Annotated in this window: 17 protein-coding genes; 4 read left to right on the plus strand and 13 right to left on the minus strand. The window is 60.2% G+C overall.

The window, feature by feature from the left end; genetic code table 11:
- Positions 1 to 51: 51 nt before the first annotated feature.
- Positions 52 to 834: a class I SAM-dependent methyltransferase gene (locus AACY11_RS08970; RefSeq protein ID WP_445261505.1), complete on the minus strand. Its 783-nt coding sequence runs from the start codon at positions 832 to 834 to the stop codon at positions 52 to 54.
- 93 nt (positions 835 to 927) lie between these two features.
- On the opposite strand from AACY11_RS08970, the gene AACY11_RS08975 reads away from it, so the two are divergent.
- Positions 928 to 1,548, plus strand: coding sequence for an energy transducer TonB (locus tag AACY11_RS08975; protein ID WP_339430524.1), 621 nt, complete (start codon positions 928 to 930; stop codon positions 1,546 to 1,548).
- A gap of 3 nt (positions 1,549 to 1,551) precedes the next feature.
- On the opposite strand, the gene AACY11_RS08980 is transcribed toward AACY11_RS08975, so the two are convergent.
- From AACY11_RS08980 to ppc, 7 genes are all read right to left on the minus strand, one after another.
- Positions 1,552 to 2,196 carry an extensin-like domain-containing protein gene (locus tag AACY11_RS08980; protein WP_339464427.1) on the minus strand — a complete coding sequence of 215 codons (645 nt, stop codon included), beginning with the start codon at positions 2,194 to 2,196 and terminating at the stop codon, positions 1,552 to 1,554.
- 50 nt (positions 2,197 to 2,246) lie between these two features.
- Positions 2,247 to 3,068, minus strand: coding sequence for an isocitrate lyase/PEP mutase family protein (locus AACY11_RS08985; protein ID WP_339494463.1), 822 nt, complete (start codon positions 3,066 to 3,068; stop codon positions 2,247 to 2,249).
- A 32-nt stretch (positions 3,069 to 3,100) separates the two neighbouring features.
- Complete coding sequence (locus AACY11_RS08990; protein ID WP_339494464.1) at positions 3,101 to 3,961, minus strand: DUF72 domain-containing protein; 861 nt, start codon at positions 3,959 to 3,961, stop codon at positions 3,101 to 3,103.
- Positions 3,961 to 4,269: a hypothetical protein gene (locus AACY11_RS08995; protein ID WP_339430521.1), complete on the minus strand. Its 309-nt coding sequence runs from the start codon at positions 4,267 to 4,269 to the stop codon at positions 3,961 to 3,963. The genes AACY11_RS08990 and AACY11_RS08995 overlap by 1 nt, the downstream gene beginning before the upstream one ends.
- Before the next feature lie 195 nt (positions 4,270 to 4,464).
- Positions 4,465 to 5,139 carry a tRNA (adenosine(37)-N6)-threonylcarbamoyltransferase complex dimerization subunit type 1 TsaB gene (tsaB, locus tag AACY11_RS09000; protein ID WP_339430520.1) on the minus strand — a complete coding sequence of 225 codons (675 nt, stop codon included), beginning with the start codon at positions 5,137 to 5,139 and terminating at the stop codon, positions 4,465 to 4,467.
- Between the two features lie 94 nt (positions 5,140 to 5,233).
- Positions 5,234 to 5,881, minus strand: coding sequence for an adenylate kinase (gene adk, locus AACY11_RS09005; RefSeq protein ID WP_339430519.1), 648 nt, complete (start codon positions 5,879 to 5,881; stop codon positions 5,234 to 5,236).
- 300 nt (positions 5,882 to 6,181) lie between these two features.
- Entirely contained in the window at positions 6,182 to 8,812 is a 2,631-nt protein-coding gene (gene ppc, locus AACY11_RS09010; RefSeq protein ID WP_339494466.1) for a phosphoenolpyruvate carboxylase, read from the minus strand.
- 213 nt (positions 8,813 to 9,025) lie between these two features.
- On the opposite strand from ppc, the gene AACY11_RS09015 reads away from it, so the two are divergent.
- From AACY11_RS09015 to AACY11_RS09025, 3 genes are all read left to right on the plus strand, one after another.
- A complete protein-coding gene (locus tag AACY11_RS09015; RefSeq protein ID WP_339430517.1) occupies positions 9,026 to 9,370 on the plus strand; it encodes a pilin assembly protein in 345 nt (114 codons plus the stop codon).
- A 377-nt stretch (positions 9,371 to 9,747) separates the two neighbouring features.
- Complete coding sequence (locus tag AACY11_RS09020) at positions 9,748 to 10,152, plus strand: DUF4398 domain-containing protein (RefSeq protein WP_221733969.1); 405 nt, start codon at positions 9,748 to 9,750, stop codon at positions 10,150 to 10,152.
- Positions 10,153 to 10,207: 55 nt separating this feature from the next.
- Positions 10,208 to 10,996 (plus strand): OmpA family protein, encoded by a 789-nt coding sequence (locus AACY11_RS09025; protein WP_339430516.1) that lies wholly within the window; start codon positions 10,208 to 10,210, stop codon positions 10,994 to 10,996.
- Between the two features lie 74 nt (positions 10,997 to 11,070).
- On the opposite strand, the gene AACY11_RS09030 is transcribed toward AACY11_RS09025, so the two are convergent.
- From AACY11_RS09030 to AACY11_RS09050, 5 genes are all read right to left on the minus strand, one after another.
- Positions 11,071 to 11,400 carry a hypothetical protein gene (locus AACY11_RS09030; RefSeq protein ID WP_339494468.1) on the minus strand — a complete coding sequence of 110 codons (330 nt, stop codon included), beginning with the start codon at positions 11,398 to 11,400 and terminating at the stop codon, positions 11,071 to 11,073.
- The gene (locus AACY11_RS09035) at positions 11,397 to 12,302 is read right to left on the minus strand and encodes an alpha/beta hydrolase (RefSeq protein WP_339494469.1); all 906 of its coding nucleotides are present in this window, start codon (positions 12,300 to 12,302) and stop codon (positions 11,397 to 11,399) included. The genes AACY11_RS09030 and AACY11_RS09035 overlap by 4 nt, the downstream gene beginning before the upstream one ends.
- Before the next feature lie 89 nt (positions 12,303 to 12,391).
- On the minus strand, positions 12,392 to 13,642 hold the full coding sequence (locus AACY11_RS09040; protein WP_339430759.1) for a flavohemoglobin expression-modulating QEGLA motif protein: 1,251 nt from the start codon (positions 13,640 to 13,642) through the stop codon (positions 12,392 to 12,394).
- 60 nt (positions 13,643 to 13,702) lie between these two features.
- On the minus strand, positions 13,703 to 14,257 hold the full coding sequence (locus tag AACY11_RS09045) for a hypothetical protein (protein WP_339494471.1): 555 nt from the start codon (positions 14,255 to 14,257) through the stop codon (positions 13,703 to 13,705).
- A 76-nt stretch (positions 14,258 to 14,333) separates the two neighbouring features.
- Positions 14,334 to 15,047 carry a TetR/AcrR family transcriptional regulator gene (locus tag AACY11_RS09050; RefSeq protein ID WP_221733987.1) on the minus strand — a complete coding sequence of 238 codons (714 nt, stop codon included), beginning with the start codon at positions 15,045 to 15,047 and terminating at the stop codon, positions 14,334 to 14,336.
- Positions 15,048 to 15,083 lie beyond the last annotated feature (36 nt).

The raw sequence follows: 15,083 nt of genomic DNA on the forward strand, positions 1-15,083 counted from the left end.
TGTATTGGCCGGCCCCATCGCTAGCAGGCTAGCGATGGCAGCGACGCGGTCTTAAGCCTTGAGCGCCTTCTTCGGGTAAATGTCATACCGGCTGGACTTGCCATCCAGCGCATGACTCGGCTTCGGCCCGTCGATGCACGGCGCCTTGCGCGGCCGCTTGACCACCACCCGGTGCGTGGCCAGTGCCAACGCCGCTTCAAGCAACGCCGGTGCATCCGGATCATCACCAACCAGCGGCCGGAACAGGCGCATTTCCTTCTTCACCAACGCGGTTTTCTCCCGATGCGGGAACATCGGATCAAGGTAGATCACTTGCGGCGGCTCGCCCTCCCAGTGGCGCATGACCTCGATGGAGTTGCCCTTGAGCAACTTCATCCGCGCCACAATCGGCGCCACGTCGAAATCTTCCGCCGCGCGCGCCAGGCCATCCTCCAGCAACGCACCGATCAGCGGCTGGCGCTCGATCAGGCTCATCTCGCACCCCAGACTCGCCAGCACGAACGCATCCTTGCCCAGCCCTGCTGTGGCATCCAACACCCGCGGGCGCACACCTTGGGCAATGCCGACAGCCTTGGCGATCATCTGCCCGCTGCCACCGCCGTATAAACGACGATGCGCCGCACCGCCCTCGACAAAGTCCACGCGCACAGGCCCCGGCGCATCCGGCCCCAGTTGCTGGAGTTGCAAACCCTGCTCGCCGACCTGCAAGGCAAACTCGCCATCAGCCACTTGCAACGGCAGGCCCAGACGCTTGGCCCACTGCTCGGCCTGCGCTTCAAACATCGGGCCAAGGGCCTGGACATGGATGCGGCAGGCCGCGGGTTGCTCAATCATGGAAAACACGCTCAAAAAAGTTAAGGATCGGCAGAAACCGCCGATAACCCAATCAACGCGCATTTTGCCAGAGCTGAGCGTCAACCGAAAAAAATGTCAGGCATTCTTCCCACATCGATTGGCTACATCTCGCCCCATGGCGATTTCAGCCGTCAAAATACTCAAGCACTGAGCGGCGTCAGTCACCTGTGGCAGGATTTCTTTGCCCAGGCCCTGGCCGAACAGACGAGTGAAGTGGTGCCCGCCTGCGGCACGTTTCCACCGGTTGACCTGAACAGCCCTGAAGAGCCGACCCTGGGCAGCGAACTGCACGCGCATATCGTCAGCCAGCGTGAATGCGAAGTCGTTGAAACCGAAGTGCGTCCGCCGGAGCCGCTGTTCCTGCCAATCGCCGAGTTCGAAATGGAACTGGCCGACAAGCCATTCCCACCGTTCCCGCCGGAAGAAATCAAAGCTCAGCAAGAGCAGCAGGATTTCGACAGCAGTTGGGTTCGCCCGATCGTGATCAACAATGGTCAGCCGATTCCGGAGCCAGGCGCTGCGCCGCACAAGCGTCCACTGTACTTGCCGATTGCCGAGTTCGATCTGGACTTGCTGGACAAGCCATTCCCGCCGTTCTCGCCGCAAGAAATCGCCGAACAGCAAAAGGCGCTGGACTTCGATAACGGCTGGGCACGCCCGATCGTTTTGCAGAACCTGCGCATCGCCGCCTAAGCCTCAGCGACACACGCTCCAGCGCCCGATATCGACATGAAAATGATTGCGATGCGCCGCGTTGTAATCCGGGCTCAACACCACACTGAATGCCTTGCACGCGCCATCACGCACCTGACGCAGAAACTGTGCGTCCTGATTCTGCTTGGGCCAATCCTTTAGCACGCTGACACGGCGACCGCTCGCCAGACGAAAACCGGCGATATCCAGCGCATCGGCACTGGCATGCCGGCTGAGCGCGCCGCTCTCGCGGTTGTAAAGATTGCGGCAAGCGAAACTGCCGAGGTGATCCAGGCGTGCGACGTTCTCGCCGTAAACGGCCTGCGCGGCGGGTTGCAGGGTGTGTCGCTCGAACATCGCGTAAGCCACCGCCAACGGGCAACTGGCGAGGAAGCTGCTGCTCAGGGCCACCTCTGCACCCTGAACGCGCAAAGCGCCAATCAGCGGGCACTTGGCGTCGGGGCTGTCCGCTTGCGTCGTCACGCGCAACGCCGAGCTGGCCAGTGCTTGCGCACACAGCTCTGGGTCACCGCGCAAGCGCATCAGCTTGTAACCGGTCAGCCAATTGGGTGCAGCCTTTACATCCAGCGGCGCCCACGGGTTCCACTCGGGCGGCACTGGCAGCCAACCACGCCAGACACTGACCATGGCGCCGACAATGACCAGCAGCACAGCCCATGGAATCCATCGCACCCTGTTCAGCCTTTGAAAAACTGATTGGCCTTGGCGTAAGGCATCGACTGCGACGTAAAACCGAATGTGCCCGATTGCTGGATTTCTTCAGCCGCACGGAAGAATTCGCCGAACGCGGCCAGGGCCAATGCCGAACCGGTACTGATCCGCCGCACACCGATGTCTTCCAGTTGCTGCACCGTCATCTTCAGCCCGCCGGACATCAGGACGTTGACCGGTTTGGGGGCCACCGCACGCACCACCGCCAGCACTTCGTCAGCATTGCGCAAGCCGGGCGCATACAGCACGTCGGCGCCCGCCTCGGCAAAAGCCTGCAAGCGGCGGACGGTGTCATTGATATCGGGATTGCCGTGCAGATAGTTTTCCGCACGGGCCGTCAGGCTGAAGGGAAACGGCAACGTGCGTACGGCAGCGACGGCGGCTTCGACGCGCGCCACGGCGTGTTCAAAGCAATAGATCGGGGCGTCTTCACGGCCGGTGGCGTCTTCGATTGAGGCGCCTACCGCGCCCGCTTCGGCTGCGCGCAATACGCTTTGGGCGCATTCGACCGGGTCATCGGCGAAACCGTTTTCCAGATCCACCGCTACCGGCAAATCGGTGGCTGCGACAATCGCGCGGACATTCGCCAACGTCTCATCGAGACTCAAAGCACCATCGGCTTTGCCCTGGGAAAATGCGTAACCGGCGCTGGTCGTCGCCAGTGCCTGATAGCCAAGGCTGGCGAGCATCTTCGCTGAACCGGCGTCCCACGGATTGGGAATAACGAAAATCCCCGGGCGTTCATGCAGGGCTTTGAAGGCGTGGGCTTTGCGGGTTTGCGCGTCCATTGGCAGCTCCGGGGCAGATGAATAAACCCGCCTCAGAGCAGGCCAAGTTGCTCCGCGGCGGGCTCTCTGTATAGCTCAGGCAGCGATGGCAAGCCAGGCAAACGTTGCATCAGTTGTACATGAAAACGTTGCGCCAACTTCGCCGCCAGCAGGTTGTCGGCAGTGTGCAGGAAGATGTATGGCGTGCGGCCTTCTTCTATCCACTCGGCGATTTTCGCCACCCACGGCACCAGGAACGCATCGTTGGCCTCAAGCTCGGGATGACCAATAAAGCGCACTTGCGGGAACTGCGTGAACGCCGCTGGACGCGTCGGTACACGCGGCTTTTTCGATTGAGCGTGAATCACCGAAGACTCGGTCGACAGGCAACTGAACAGCGCTCGCGGGTCGAGACAGATACGCTCAACCCCACGATCGAGCAGCAGCCGATTGAGCAGGCGCTCGCTCTCGCCCTTGGCGAAGAACTGCTCATGCCGCACCTCAACCGCCAGCGGGCAGTCCAGCGCATCGATAAACGCCGCCAACTCCGGCAACCGATGCGGCGTGAAGCTTTTCGACAATTGCAGCCACAGCGGCGAGACACGCTCGCCGAGGGGTTTGAGTAACTGCTGGAAGGTTTGGGCAGCGGTCAGTTGCTCGCGCAGGTCACCGCTGTGGCTAATGTCGCCGGGGAACTTGGCAGTGAAGCGAAAGTGTTCAGGCATGACGTCCGCCCAACGCTGCACAGTGGCCGGCGAAGGACTGGCGTAGAAGGTCGTGTTGCCTTCCACGGCGTTGAACACTTGGCAATAGAGGCTGAGGAAGTCAGAGGTTTTGGCGTCTTCCGGATACAGATACTCGCGCCAGGCGTTTTCGCTCCAGGACGGGCAACCGAGGTAGTAAGGCAGAGCCATCAGATGTAAAGGTCGAGGCCCAGCACGTCCGCATCCCAATCGACAAAACCGGCAGTGCTCAGGTAGCTGGCCAAGGCCATGGCTACGCTTTTCTTCATCGCACGGTGGTAGATCATGTCTTGCTGACGGGCAGGCAGATTGCTCAAGCGTTGCGCAGAGGCTTTGGCAGCACGGGCGGCCAGTTGCTCTTCGGTGGGGAATTCCAACTCGCCGTCGATATCGTCGACGGTTTCTTCCTGCGCCACATTGCCTTTGCGAGGCTTGCGCTTGATGGGGTAGGACTGAGAGGAAACGCCGTCTATACGCATAAATTCATGCTCGGTATCAATGATGGCAATTTAGCGGCACTTGACCGACTTAGCAAACTGCCGAGTGATAACTAGAACACATAAAGCGCAAAAGGTTTAAAACGTGGGGTTAGAAACTGACGATTGGCAGACTTCAGGCAGAGCACTATTCACTGTGGGAGCAAGCTTGCTCGCTCCCACAGGTTTTTGGGTGAATCAGCGGGCCTTGGGGGTAGCCACTTTATCGCGCAGGTAAACCGGCTGCGCATCATCGGCCGGAATCGTTTCGCCGCGCTCCCAAGCAAAGCGTGCCAAGGTCAACAGGTCTTCGGCGTGGGGCAGCATGCCCGCGTCTGAACCGCTCAGGTTCACTGCGATACGCTCACCATAGCCCCAGCCAGTGCCGGCACCGAACCATTCGCCACTGCCATCGACCGGCAGCGCCGCGACTTCCGGCGGCAGCACTGCTTCGGCGCCGACCAGACGCATCTCCCCCGCCGTCTCGCGATAGCAGCCCCAATACACTTCGTCCATGCGCGCATCGATCGCCGCTGCAACCTGGCTCACACCCTGCTCGCGAAACGCACGTTGCGCCAACACGGCCAGGTTGGACACCGGCAGCACCGGACGATCCAGCGCGAACGCCAAGCCCTGCACCACACCGATGGCAATCCGCACACCGGTAAACGCACCCGGCCCACGACCGAAGGCAATAGCATCCACCGCTTGCAACGTGGTACCGGCATCGGCCAGCAATTGCTGGATCATCGGCAGCAGCTTTTGCGCGTGCAGGCGCGGAATCACCTCGTAATGGCTCGTGACCTTGCCGTCATGCAGCAAGGCAACGGAGCAAGCTTCAGTCGCGGTGTCCAGGGCCAGCAAGGTGCTCATCGATGTATCCAAAACAGGGGTGGGGAAAAAGTGCGTCAGTATAAACAACTACGGCCCGCAAGCGGGCCGTGGATGATGCAGCTAATCAGCTTTTTCAGCTCAGCGCTTCAAGCACCTTGGCGGTGATTGCTTCTACCGAACCAACGCCCGGGATGTGGCTGCACTTCGGCTTGCCGTTGGCAGCCGACAGCTTCTGGTAGAAGTCCACCAGCGGCTTGGTCTGCGAATGGTAGACCGACAGGCGATGACGCACGGTTTCTTCGGTGTCGTCCTTGCGCTGTACCAGCTCTTCGCCGGTGATGTCGTCTTTGCCTGCGATTTTCGGCGGGTTGTAGACGATGTGATACACCCGGCCGCTGGCTTCGTGAACACGACGGCCAGCGATGCGCTGAACGATTTCTTCGTCTTCAACGGCAATTTCAACCACGGCGTCCAACTCGACGCCAGCAGTCACCAGTGCTTCGGCCTGCGGAATGGTGCGCGGGAAGCCGTCGAACAGGAAGCCGTTGGCGCAGTCAGGTTGCGCGATACGATCCTGAACCAGTGCGATGATCAGATCATCCGACACCAGGCCGCCGGCATCCATGATGCTTTTGGCTTGAACGCCCAGTGGAGTGCCGGCCTTGACCGCTGCACGCAGCATGTCACCGGTGGAGATTTGCGGAATGCCGAATTTTTCGGTGATGAACTTAGCCTGAGTACCTTTACCGGCCCCGGGAGCTCCCAGCAGAATGACGCGCATTAGATGTGCTCCTCAATTTTTTTATAAAAAGCTTTTACAAAACAAAGGACTCGCCGCATGGGACGATTCCTGAAAAATACGGGTCGTGGCCGCAGAAACGGCCAAAGGCTGATCAAGATACACAGCAGGCTGCGCCCACACAAGACGCCAAAAGTCGGAGAAACCCGCGCCTGCCGCGACCTCGCGACGCGGTGACCCAAGTCGCAACCCCGTCACTTACTGTCGCCTGGCGGCACTTTCCTCAGCGTGCGAAGCGGCACCCGGCGTTGACTCCGGGCACCGCATGCCACGGCAAAAACCTTAGCCGGTATTACGCAAACCGGCGGCAATGCCCGCCACAGACACCAGTAACGCCTGTTCCACCGGGCTGCCCTGCTCGACATGCTGCTGTCGCGAACGTGCCAGCAATTCGGCTTGTAATAGATGCAGCGGGTCGAGATAGGTGTTGCGCAGACGGATGAATTCAAGGGTGTCCGGACTGTGTGCCAGCAACTGCGACTGACCGGTCAACCCAAGTACCACCGAGCATGCCTGCGACAATAGGTCGCGTAAGTGCGCACCCAACGGCAGCAATTCCGGCTCGACCAGACGCTCGTCGTAGGACAGCGCAATATCGGCGTCAGCCTTGGCCAGGACCATTTCCAGCATGTCGATACGCGTGCGGAAGAACGGCCATTGCTCACGCATCTGCCCCAGCAACTCGCCCTCGCCGCGTTCCAGCGCCTTGCTCAGCGCCGATTCCCAGCCGAGCCAGGCCGGCAGCATCAAGCGCGTTTGCGTCCAGCCGAAGATCCACGGGATCGCCCGCAGGCTTTCAATCCCGCCAGCACGGCGCTTGGCAGGCCGGCTGCCGAGCGGCAACCGGCCCAATTCCTGCTCCGGCGTGGACTGACGGAAATACTCGACGAACTGCGGATTCTCGCGCACGACTTTGCGATAAGCGCTGACGCCGTCGGCCGCCAGTTCATCCATCAGATGGCGCCATTGAGGCGTTGGCGGCGGCGGTGGCAGCAACGTGGCTTCGAGCACAGCGGCGAGATACAGATTGAGGTTTTGTTCGGCAATGTCCGGCAGACCGAATTTGAAACGAATCATTTCGCCCTGCTCGGTGGTGCGGAAACGCCCCGCGACCGATCCCGGTGGCTGCGACAGAATCGCCGCGTGCGCCGGGCCACCGCCACGTCCCACGGTGCCGCCACGACCATGGAACAACAGCAGTTCGACTTGCTGCTCGCGGCAAATGTCCACCAGCCGCTCCTGCGCGCGGTATTGCGCCCAGGCCGCTGCCGTCGTGCCGGCGTCCTTGGCCGAGTCGGAGTAACCGATCATGACTTCCTGCGGGCCTTGCAGCCGCGCGCGATAGCCCGGCAGCAGCAACAGACGCTCCATCACCGGCCCGGCGTTATCGAGGTCAGCCAGGGTTTCGAACAGCGGCACGACGCGCATTGGCCGCAACACGCCGGACTCTTTGAGCAGCAATTGCACGGCGAGCACATCGGAAGCCGCGCCGGCCATCGAGATCACGTAGGATCCCAGCGAGGCGCCCGGCGCGGCGGCAATTTCCTTGCAAGTGGCGAGCACTTCCGCAGTGTCGGCGGACGGTTTGAAATGCGCCGGCAGCAACGGCCGACGATTGCTCAGCTCGCGGGTCAGGAAGGTGATGCGCTGCTCTTCGTCCCAGTCTTCGTAACGACCGAGCCCAAGATAGTCGGTGATTTCAGTCATGGCCGAACTGTGCCGCGACGAATCCTGACGCACATCCAGGCGCACCAGAAACAGGCCGAAGGTTACGGCCCGGCGCAGGCAATCGAGCAGCGGCCCGTCGGCAATCACGCCCATGCCGCACTCATGCAGCGAGTTGAAGCACAGTTCCAATGGATCAAGCAGATCGCGGTTGTTGTGCAGCACATCGGCAGGCGCCGGTGTCGCCGCCGTCAGCGACGCATGCGCCCAGTTGCGGGTGGCACGCAGGCGTTCGCGCAATTGCTTGAGCACCGCACGATACGGCTCGGCGCTGTCGCCGGCCTTGGCTTTCAGCGCGTCGCTGGCCTGCTGCATCGACAACTCGGCCGCCAGGTGATCGACATCGCGCAGGTACAAATCCGCCGCCATCCAGCGCGCCAGCAGCAACACTTCGCGAGTCACCGCTGCCGTGACGTTGGGGTTGCCGTCGCGGTCGCCGCCCATCCAGGACGCGAATCGAATCGGTGCGGCTTCAAGCGGCAACCGCAGGCCGGTAGCCGCGTGCAGCGCCTGATCAGCCTTGCGCATGTGGTTGGGAACTGCCTGCCACAGCGAGTGCTCGATCACGGCAAAGCCCCACTTGGCTTCGTCGACCGGTGTCGGGCGCGTGCGGCGGATTTCTTCGGTGTGCCAGGCTTCAGCGATCAGCCGTTGCAGGGTGTTCTGGATCTGCTCGCGTTCGGCCGTGGTCAGGTCACGGTGATCCTGAGCGGCGAGTTGCGCGGCAATCGCGTCGTATTTCTGGATCAGCGTGCGGCGGGCGACCTCGGTCGGGTGTGCGGTCAGCACCAATTCGATTTCCAGCCTCGCCAGTTGCCGGGCCAGCGATTCGGCGCTGTGGCCTTCGTTGCGCAGGCGCGCAAGCAATTCGGGCAAGACACGGGATTCGAACGGCGCAGGCTGCGACTCTTCACGGCGATGAATCAACTGATACTGCTCGGCGATGTTCGCCAGGTTCAGGAACTGGTTGAACGCCCGCGCCACGGGAAGCAATTCGTCTTCGCTCAATTGATTGAGGCTGGCACTGAGTTCAGCGTCCGTGGAGCCTCCCCGGTCGGCCTTGGCACCCTTGCGGATCTGCTCGATCTTGTCGAGAAAATCCTCGCCATACTGGTCTCGAATGGTATTGCCCAACAGCTCTCCGAGCAGGTGAACATCCTCGCGCAAGCGTGCATCAATATCAGTCATCAGCAGTTCTCCAGCAGTAATCCGGACGGCTTAGAAACGAGTGCATGACCTAGAGAGTGCCGCTCTGCGCCGCTTCTTACAAGCAGGCGACGAAGGGACTTTAAACCTTGTGGCCGAAAGCTAGTCTCAACACTGAGCCGCACAACGGCTTGCCGCCGGCCCCGCCGGACACTCCCCCTGGCCTGCTTTGATCAGGTGCGACATGAGGTCATTATGAAAATCCGTGAACTCGCCCAGCATTGGGAAGAAAACGCCAAAGGTCGTATGACCGACACGGGCTACACGATTCATCTGGACGTCGAGGCCGCCGCGCGCCTGGCGGCAATTGCCGAGATGTACCCCAAACGCCACCCCGAAGAACTGCTTGGCGAACTGCTTGGCGCTGCGCTTGAGGAGTTCGAAGCGAGCCTGCCCTATGTGAAAGGCTCAACCGTGGTCGCGACTGACGAGGAAGGTGATCCACTGTACGAAGACGTCGGGCCGACCCCGCGCTTTCTCGCCCTCTCGCGCAGGCATTTGCAGGACTTGTCGTCGGCTGGGAACAAGCAAAAACACTGATCGGACATAGGTCTGGACGCAAGCGGGCTTGCTCGCGAACGTGCTCTGGCAGTCGGCATTTCTGTCGACTGACTCGAGGCTTTCGCGAGCAAGCCCGCTCCCACATTGACCGAATCTCTCCCTTTGGCAGGGTGTGTTTTCGGGCTGCAAAAACTCCCGCGCGTACCACTCAAAATCGCCAAAGTTCCCGCTTTAGAGCCCTGTCCATTCGGTCAGATTTCTTTTTGGCGATAGGCCATCTTTTCTGAACTTTTGAAAAACGCCTCCGGTCGGAACCTGTAACCACGCCTGGAACGAGCGTTTCAAAAACGCGCTGCCACATGATGCTTGCGGCTCCTCGACCAGGATGGATTTTCGGTTTTATCAGGAGTTAAACAATGGAGTTGAAGACCATGAAGACCCAAACCTCGTTCTCTCACTTGCGCGGTCTGAAACTGGCTGCTCTGGCCATCGGCACCAGCTTCGTGCTGGCCGGTTGCGCAGGCAATCCACCGAGCGAGCAATACGCCGTGACTCAATCGGCCGTGAACAGCGCGGTCAGCGCCGGTGGTACTGAGTTCGCTGCTGTGGAGATGAAGCAAGCGCAGGACAAACTCAAACAAGCCGAAATCGCCATGCACGATAAGAAGTATGACGAAGCCCGCGTCCTCGCCGAACAAGCCGAGTGGGATGCCCGTGTCGCCGAACGCAAGGCACAAGCCATGAAAGCCGAGCGAGCGGTGAAGGATTCCCAGAAAGGTATTCAGGAACTGCGTCAGGAAAGTCAGCGCACCGTGCAATAAGCGCGCATCCGGACTGCAAAGCTGAAACTCTTATCGATAGAAAGGACGAAAAATTATGCGTAAGCAATTGATGATTCCCGCTCTCCTGGCCGCAAGCGTTGCCTTGGCTGCCTGCTCTACCCCGCCTAACCCGAACCTGGAACAGGCGCGCACCAACTACGCCGGCCTGCAAGCCAACCCGCAAGCGAGCAAAGTGGCAGCGCTGGAAACCAAAGATGCCAGCGATTATCTGGACAAGGCCGACAAGGCCTACATGGACAAGCAAGACGCGGCCAAGGTTGACCAACTGGCCTACCTGACCAACCAGCGCGTGGAAGTGGCCAAGCAGACCATCGCCCTGCGTACCGCTGAGAACAATCTGAAGAACGCCGCAGCCCAACGTGCCCAGGCGCGTCTGGATGCTCGTGACCAGCAGATCAAACAGCTGCAGCAAAGCCTGAACGCCAAGCAGACTGATCGCGGTACGCTGGTGACTTTCGGTGACGTGCTTTTTGCCACCAACAAGGCTGACCTGAAATCCAGCGGTCTGGTGAACATCAACAAACTGGCGCAGTTCCTCCAGCAAAACCCTGATCGCAAAGTGATCGTCGAGGGTTACACCGACAGCACTGGCGCCGCGTCGTACAACCAGTCGCTGTCCGAGCGTCGTGCGACGTCGGTACAGGTCGCGCTGATCAAAATGGGCGTAGATCCTGCGCGCATCGTGGTTCAGGGCTACGGCCAGGAATATCCGGTTGCCGATAACGGCAGCGTGTCGGGCCGTGCGATGAACCGTCGTGTGGAAGTGACCATTTCCAACGACAACCAGCCAGTGATGCCACGTTCGGCTGTCAGCTCGAACTAAGCTGTAAGCAGTAACGCAAAAGCCCCGCCTGAGTGATCAGGCGGGGCTTTTTAGTGGGCCTTGGGTAGGGGCGGTTATTGCTCGAGTTTTTGCGGCGTTTCCTGCCCCATGCAGCGCACCGCTTTCTTCTGGCCGTTGATCAGCACACCGGTCAAACCTTTCTGCTCGGTATCGAACAGCACCAGTACCCCGTCAATGCACTGCGCCACTTGCGCTGCCGGGTCCAGCGAGACTTTGTAGTCCTCGCCCGGCAAGGTTTTGAGCATGGTGAATTCGTTGAGCAGCAACGCATCCTCGGGTTTGGCGAAGTGCAGGTAGCCGTAGTACCACAGGGCACCCACGGTGCCGAGGATGCTGCAGATACCGGTGATGATCAGCGGGATAGCGTTGCGTTCTTCACTCATTGCGGACTCTCGTTTTCAGAATTCGGGGGTGGCGGGTAATTGGGGATTTCGCCGAGACGGCGCAGGCCGTTGAAATGCTCGGGATCGTCTAGATAGCGCAGCATCACCTGACGCCACACCGGATCGCCGAACGTCTGCACATGGCCGCCACGGGTCAACTGCAGAACGCGCGGCGGCGGCGCAGCTTGATACAGACGGATGCCATTGGAAAGCGGCACCAGCGGATCGTCGATGCTGTGGAACATCAGTTTCGGCACGCCGTTGAGTTGCGGCATCGAGTAGATCGCACTGTCGCCGTCCGGCACCAGCCACGACAGCGGCACCTGAAACGGCCAGGTCAGCCACGAGGTACTGAGCGCATATTGGCCGACGCTTCGATAGCTGGCAGGCACACCGTCGAGCACCAAGGCCTTGAGCTGTTTCTGTCGCTGCGGATGCTGTACCAGCCAATGCACGGCCATCGCCCCCCCCAGGCTTTGACCGAGAAGGACCAGCGGCTTGCCTTTGACCTCAGGCGCTTTGTCCAGCCAGGCGAACGCCGCGTCGATGTCCTGATAGATCGCCGGCAGGCTCGGTTCGCCCTCGGACAGGCCGTAGCCGCGATAGTCGACCAGCAATACCTGATAGCCGTTTTTCGGCAACCACCAACTCCCGCCCAAGTGCATCGGCAGATTGCCGCCGTTGCCGTGTAAGTGCAGCACCGTGCCTTTGACGTCTACGCCGGGCTTGGCCGGCAGCCACCAGGCATTGAGCTTGAGGCCATCAGCCGTCACCAGCGTGACGGTGCGGTATTGGAGTTTGGCTTTTTCCGGGGTGAAGACCTGACCGGGTTCCGGGTAGAACAACAGCGAACTGCAACCGCCGAGGGTCAGGAGCAGGCAAAAGATGCCGAGGATTCTCATCCGGTGAAACCTCGCGAAAATTCGGGTTGGTACACGATTGAAAACTGTAGGCGTGAGCCTGCTCACTCCTACAAGGGTTTTGTGTTGGTTCAAAGGATGTTGGAGTAATCCGCTTCGATCCGGTCCAGGCTCAAATGGTTGAGGAAGTTGGAGAAGCACATCCACGCCGACAACGCGTTCAAGTCGCGGAACTGGTCCGGCAAATACTTGGGCGGCACTACCAGCCCTTCATCGACCAATTGGCGCATCGTGCGCATGTCCTCCAGCGTGGTCTTGCCGCAGAACAGCAACGGAATCTGCTCAAGCTTGCCCTTACGCACGGCCAACTGAATGTAGTTGTAAACCATGATAAAGCCCTTGAGGTAGGACAAGTCTTTGGTGAATGGCAGACCAGTCGGTGTCGAACCCCGGAAAACCCGACTGGCGTTGCCGTAGCTTTCGGCCATTTCAAAGCCCTGCTCGCGGAAGAACTCGAACACCTGCAAGAAGTCCGCGCCCTCCTCGACCATGTGGATGGCGCGGGTGCGGTTGGTCAGTTTGCGCAAACGACTCGGGTAGGAGGCGAAGGTGATGATTTCCATCAGGATCGCCAGGCCTTCCTGGGTCACCGTCGATGAGGGCGGCCCCTTGGACAGGAAGGTGCAGATCGGTTGGTTCAAACCGTTGAGCGTGGTGCCGACGTGCACCAGGCCTTCGTGAACCTCCAGCGCACGTACGTCGCGGTCGTTAAACATCGCATCGGTACGGATCTTGATGTAGTCGGCCCCCGCCGCCGCGTCGGCCACGATGCCGTCGGACTCGAATACGCGAATGGTTTCCTCGGCCTCGCCGAAGACTTTATTCAGACGGGTTTGCAGCAGGTGCACGGCGTCCTTGGCGGTGAGGATTTTAGGTTCGTCCTTCAGGTCGCCACGGCCATCGATGTTGTTCAAATAGTCGGACATCATCAGGCCGAGGTCGGCCAGGGTCGGGTCGCCAGCGTGGAACGCATCCGAGGCAGCGCCGTACAGTTCCTGCGAGATCAGTCCGAAATCCTCGGTACCACGCGCTTCGAGCATGCGCACCACCATGCGGTATTCCTTGCACATGCGCCGCATGATCTGCCCGACCGGATTGAACTGGCCGAGCTGGCGGGTGATGTCGCGCTCGATGTTCTGGAATTCCAGTTTGACCTTGCTCGAATCGAAGGTCAGCGGCCGATTGAGGTAGTAGTCGCGATCCACCGCGGGCATTTCCTTGCCCTTGGCCTTGAGGAAGCCCTTGCGCACGTTCTCGTCCCACTTGACCGCATCGAGCACGCGAATCGGCGTCTGCGCCAGCACAATGCGATCGGACAACATGCGTATCGTCTGCTGGTAATCGTCCACCCGAAACTCCTGTAGAAAACGTGACGTACTGAATTATTTGCCCGCGCGCTGGCGCTGATAGCGCGCAGCCTCGACGAACACATCGGAATTGGCCGGATCGTCGAGGTAAGCAACGACCTTGTCGAGTGGGCTATCGACTTGCGCGCCGTCGCCATCGTCGGTCTGGAAGGCCTGTCCGTCGAGAGCTTTTTCTTTGATCGCTTGGTTGATCTGCTCGAGATCGAGGCTGTAGACCACCAGTTCGTGTTTGTCGGTGAGTTCGAACCCGGCGATGGTGTAGTGGCCGCCGAACCGCGCCGGTACTTTCGCTGACAGATACCAGCGATTGCCATGACGGGACACCGTGAAAGGATAGGCTTCGCGCTCACGGGGCTTGGCTTTCAACCAAGTGACGGCCTGATAACGGTTGCTGCCGACGCGCGTCAACTCAAGGCTCATCGGCTCGCCCCAGGCATTGGTGCTCGACCATTTGCCGAGCAAGCCCTTGGGCGCCGGGTCACTGCTGGCCAGAGGCGCCTTGAAAGTCACCAGACAGCCACTGAGCAACAGCAACGACAAGGCGATCAGCACACCACGCCAGGCTTTCATTCAATACTCCCTATGAACAATCACGGCCCTGAAGATCGCCACAGTCCCCCGTGGGAATTATGATTGCCTCAGAGGGTTACACCGACGCCAGCACCAAATGCATATACCGCGTCAAAATGTCGAGCATTTCCTGCTCGGCCAAAGGCTCGGCTTCGTTGAGCAGGCCCTGATATTCCATCCGTCCGATAATCGCCGTCAACACCTTGGCATCCTGCTGCGGTTCCCGCGAGCCCAGAACCTGAAACAACTGGCAGGTACCCTGCAGCAAAATCTGCTGATGGGATCGCACCAGAATGGCCAGGCGCGGGTTCAGCAACGCTTCCTGACGGAACGCCTGCTCGGCCATCAAATGCTCGCGACGGTTGACCAGTTGCCGATGGACATAATCGGTCATCAGCCGCGCAATATTGTCGGCCAGTTGCGAACGCGACTCCGGGCTGCCATCGCCACTGACGACCATCTCACGCAGCAGACCTTCGTTGTTGACCCACAATTTGGCCATATAGGCCGCGCTGCGTTCGACGTATTGGGCGAAGGTATCGGTGAGCAGGTCATCGATGTCCTTGAAGTAATACGTGGTGGCCGACAGCGGCACACCGGCCTCGGCCGCTACCGCACGGTGGCGCACGGCACGCACGCCATCACGCACGACAATGCGCATCGCCGCGTCGAGAATGACCTGTCGACGCTGTTCACTGCCCTGTCGGCTGGCCTTGCGGCCCTGGTACTGAACACTTTCAGCGACCGCAGTGGCGATACCCGCTGCACCTTCTTGAGCGATTGCAACCATCACGACAGCACTTCCTCTGCTATTTCAAAAGTAACC

The organism is Pseudomonas sp. RA_105y_Pfl2_P56 (assembly GCF_963970845.1).
Classification (GTDB): domain Bacteria; phylum Pseudomonadota; class Gammaproteobacteria; order Pseudomonadales; family Pseudomonadaceae; genus Aquipseudomonas; species Aquipseudomonas baetica_A.

Excerpts from the sequence above, each read along its gene's own strand:
- AACY11_RS08970 (WP_445261505.1), bottom strand. The coding sequence starts at position 834 with ATGATTGAGCAACCCGCGGCCTGCCGCATCCATGTCCAGGCCCTTGGC.
- AACY11_RS08975 (WP_339430524.1), top strand. The coding sequence starts at position 928 with ATGTCAGGCATTCTTCCCACATCGATTGGCTACATCTCGCCCCATGGC.
- AACY11_RS08980 (WP_339464427.1), bottom strand. The coding sequence starts at position 2,196 with ATGGTCAGTGTCTGGCGTGGTTGGCTGCCAGTGCCGCCCGAGTGGAAC.
- AACY11_RS08985 (WP_339494463.1), bottom strand. The coding sequence starts at position 3,068 with ATGGACGCGCAAACCCGCAAAGCCCACGCCTTCAAAGCCCTGCATGAA.
- AACY11_RS08990 (WP_339494464.1), bottom strand. The coding sequence starts at position 3,961 with ATGGCTCTGCCTTACTACCTCGGTTGCCCGTCCTGGAGCGAAAACGCC.
- AACY11_RS08995 (WP_339430521.1), bottom strand. The coding sequence starts at position 4,269 with ATGCGTATAGACGGCGTTTCCTCTCAGTCCTACCCCATCAAGCGCAAG.
- tsaB (WP_339430520.1), bottom strand. The coding sequence starts at position 5,139 with ATGAGCACCTTGCTGGCCCTGGACACCGCGACTGAAGCTTGCTCCGTT.
- adk (WP_339430519.1), bottom strand. The coding sequence starts at position 5,881 with ATGCGCGTCATTCTGCTGGGAGCTCCCGGGGCCGGTAAAGGTACTCAG.
- ppc (WP_339494466.1), bottom strand. The coding sequence starts at position 8,812 with ATGACTGATATTGATGCACGCTTGCGCGAGGATGTTCACCTGCTCGGA.
- AACY11_RS09015 (WP_339430517.1), top strand. The coding sequence starts at position 9,026 with ATGAAAATCCGTGAACTCGCCCAGCATTGGGAAGAAAACGCCAAAGGT.
- AACY11_RS09020 (WP_221733969.1), top strand. The coding sequence starts at position 9,748 with ATGGAGTTGAAGACCATGAAGACCCAAACCTCGTTCTCTCACTTGCGC.
- AACY11_RS09025 (WP_339430516.1), top strand. The coding sequence starts at position 10,208 with ATGCGTAAGCAATTGATGATTCCCGCTCTCCTGGCCGCAAGCGTTGCC.
- AACY11_RS09030 (WP_339494468.1), bottom strand. The coding sequence starts at position 11,400 with ATGAGTGAAGAACGCAACGCTATCCCGCTGATCATCACCGGTATCTGC.
- AACY11_RS09035 (WP_339494469.1), bottom strand. The coding sequence starts at position 12,302 with ATGAGAATCCTCGGCATCTTTTGCCTGCTCCTGACCCTCGGCGGTTGC.
- AACY11_RS09040 (WP_339430759.1), bottom strand. The coding sequence starts at position 13,642 with ATGTTGTCCGATCGCATTGTGCTGGCGCAGACGCCGATTCGCGTGCTC.
- AACY11_RS09045 (WP_339494471.1), bottom strand. The coding sequence starts at position 14,257 with ATGAAAGCCTGGCGTGGTGTGCTGATCGCCTTGTCGTTGCTGTTGCTC.
- AACY11_RS09050 (WP_221733987.1), bottom strand. The coding sequence starts at position 15,047 with ATGGTTGCAATCGCTCAAGAAGGTGCAGCGGGTATCGCCACTGCGGTC.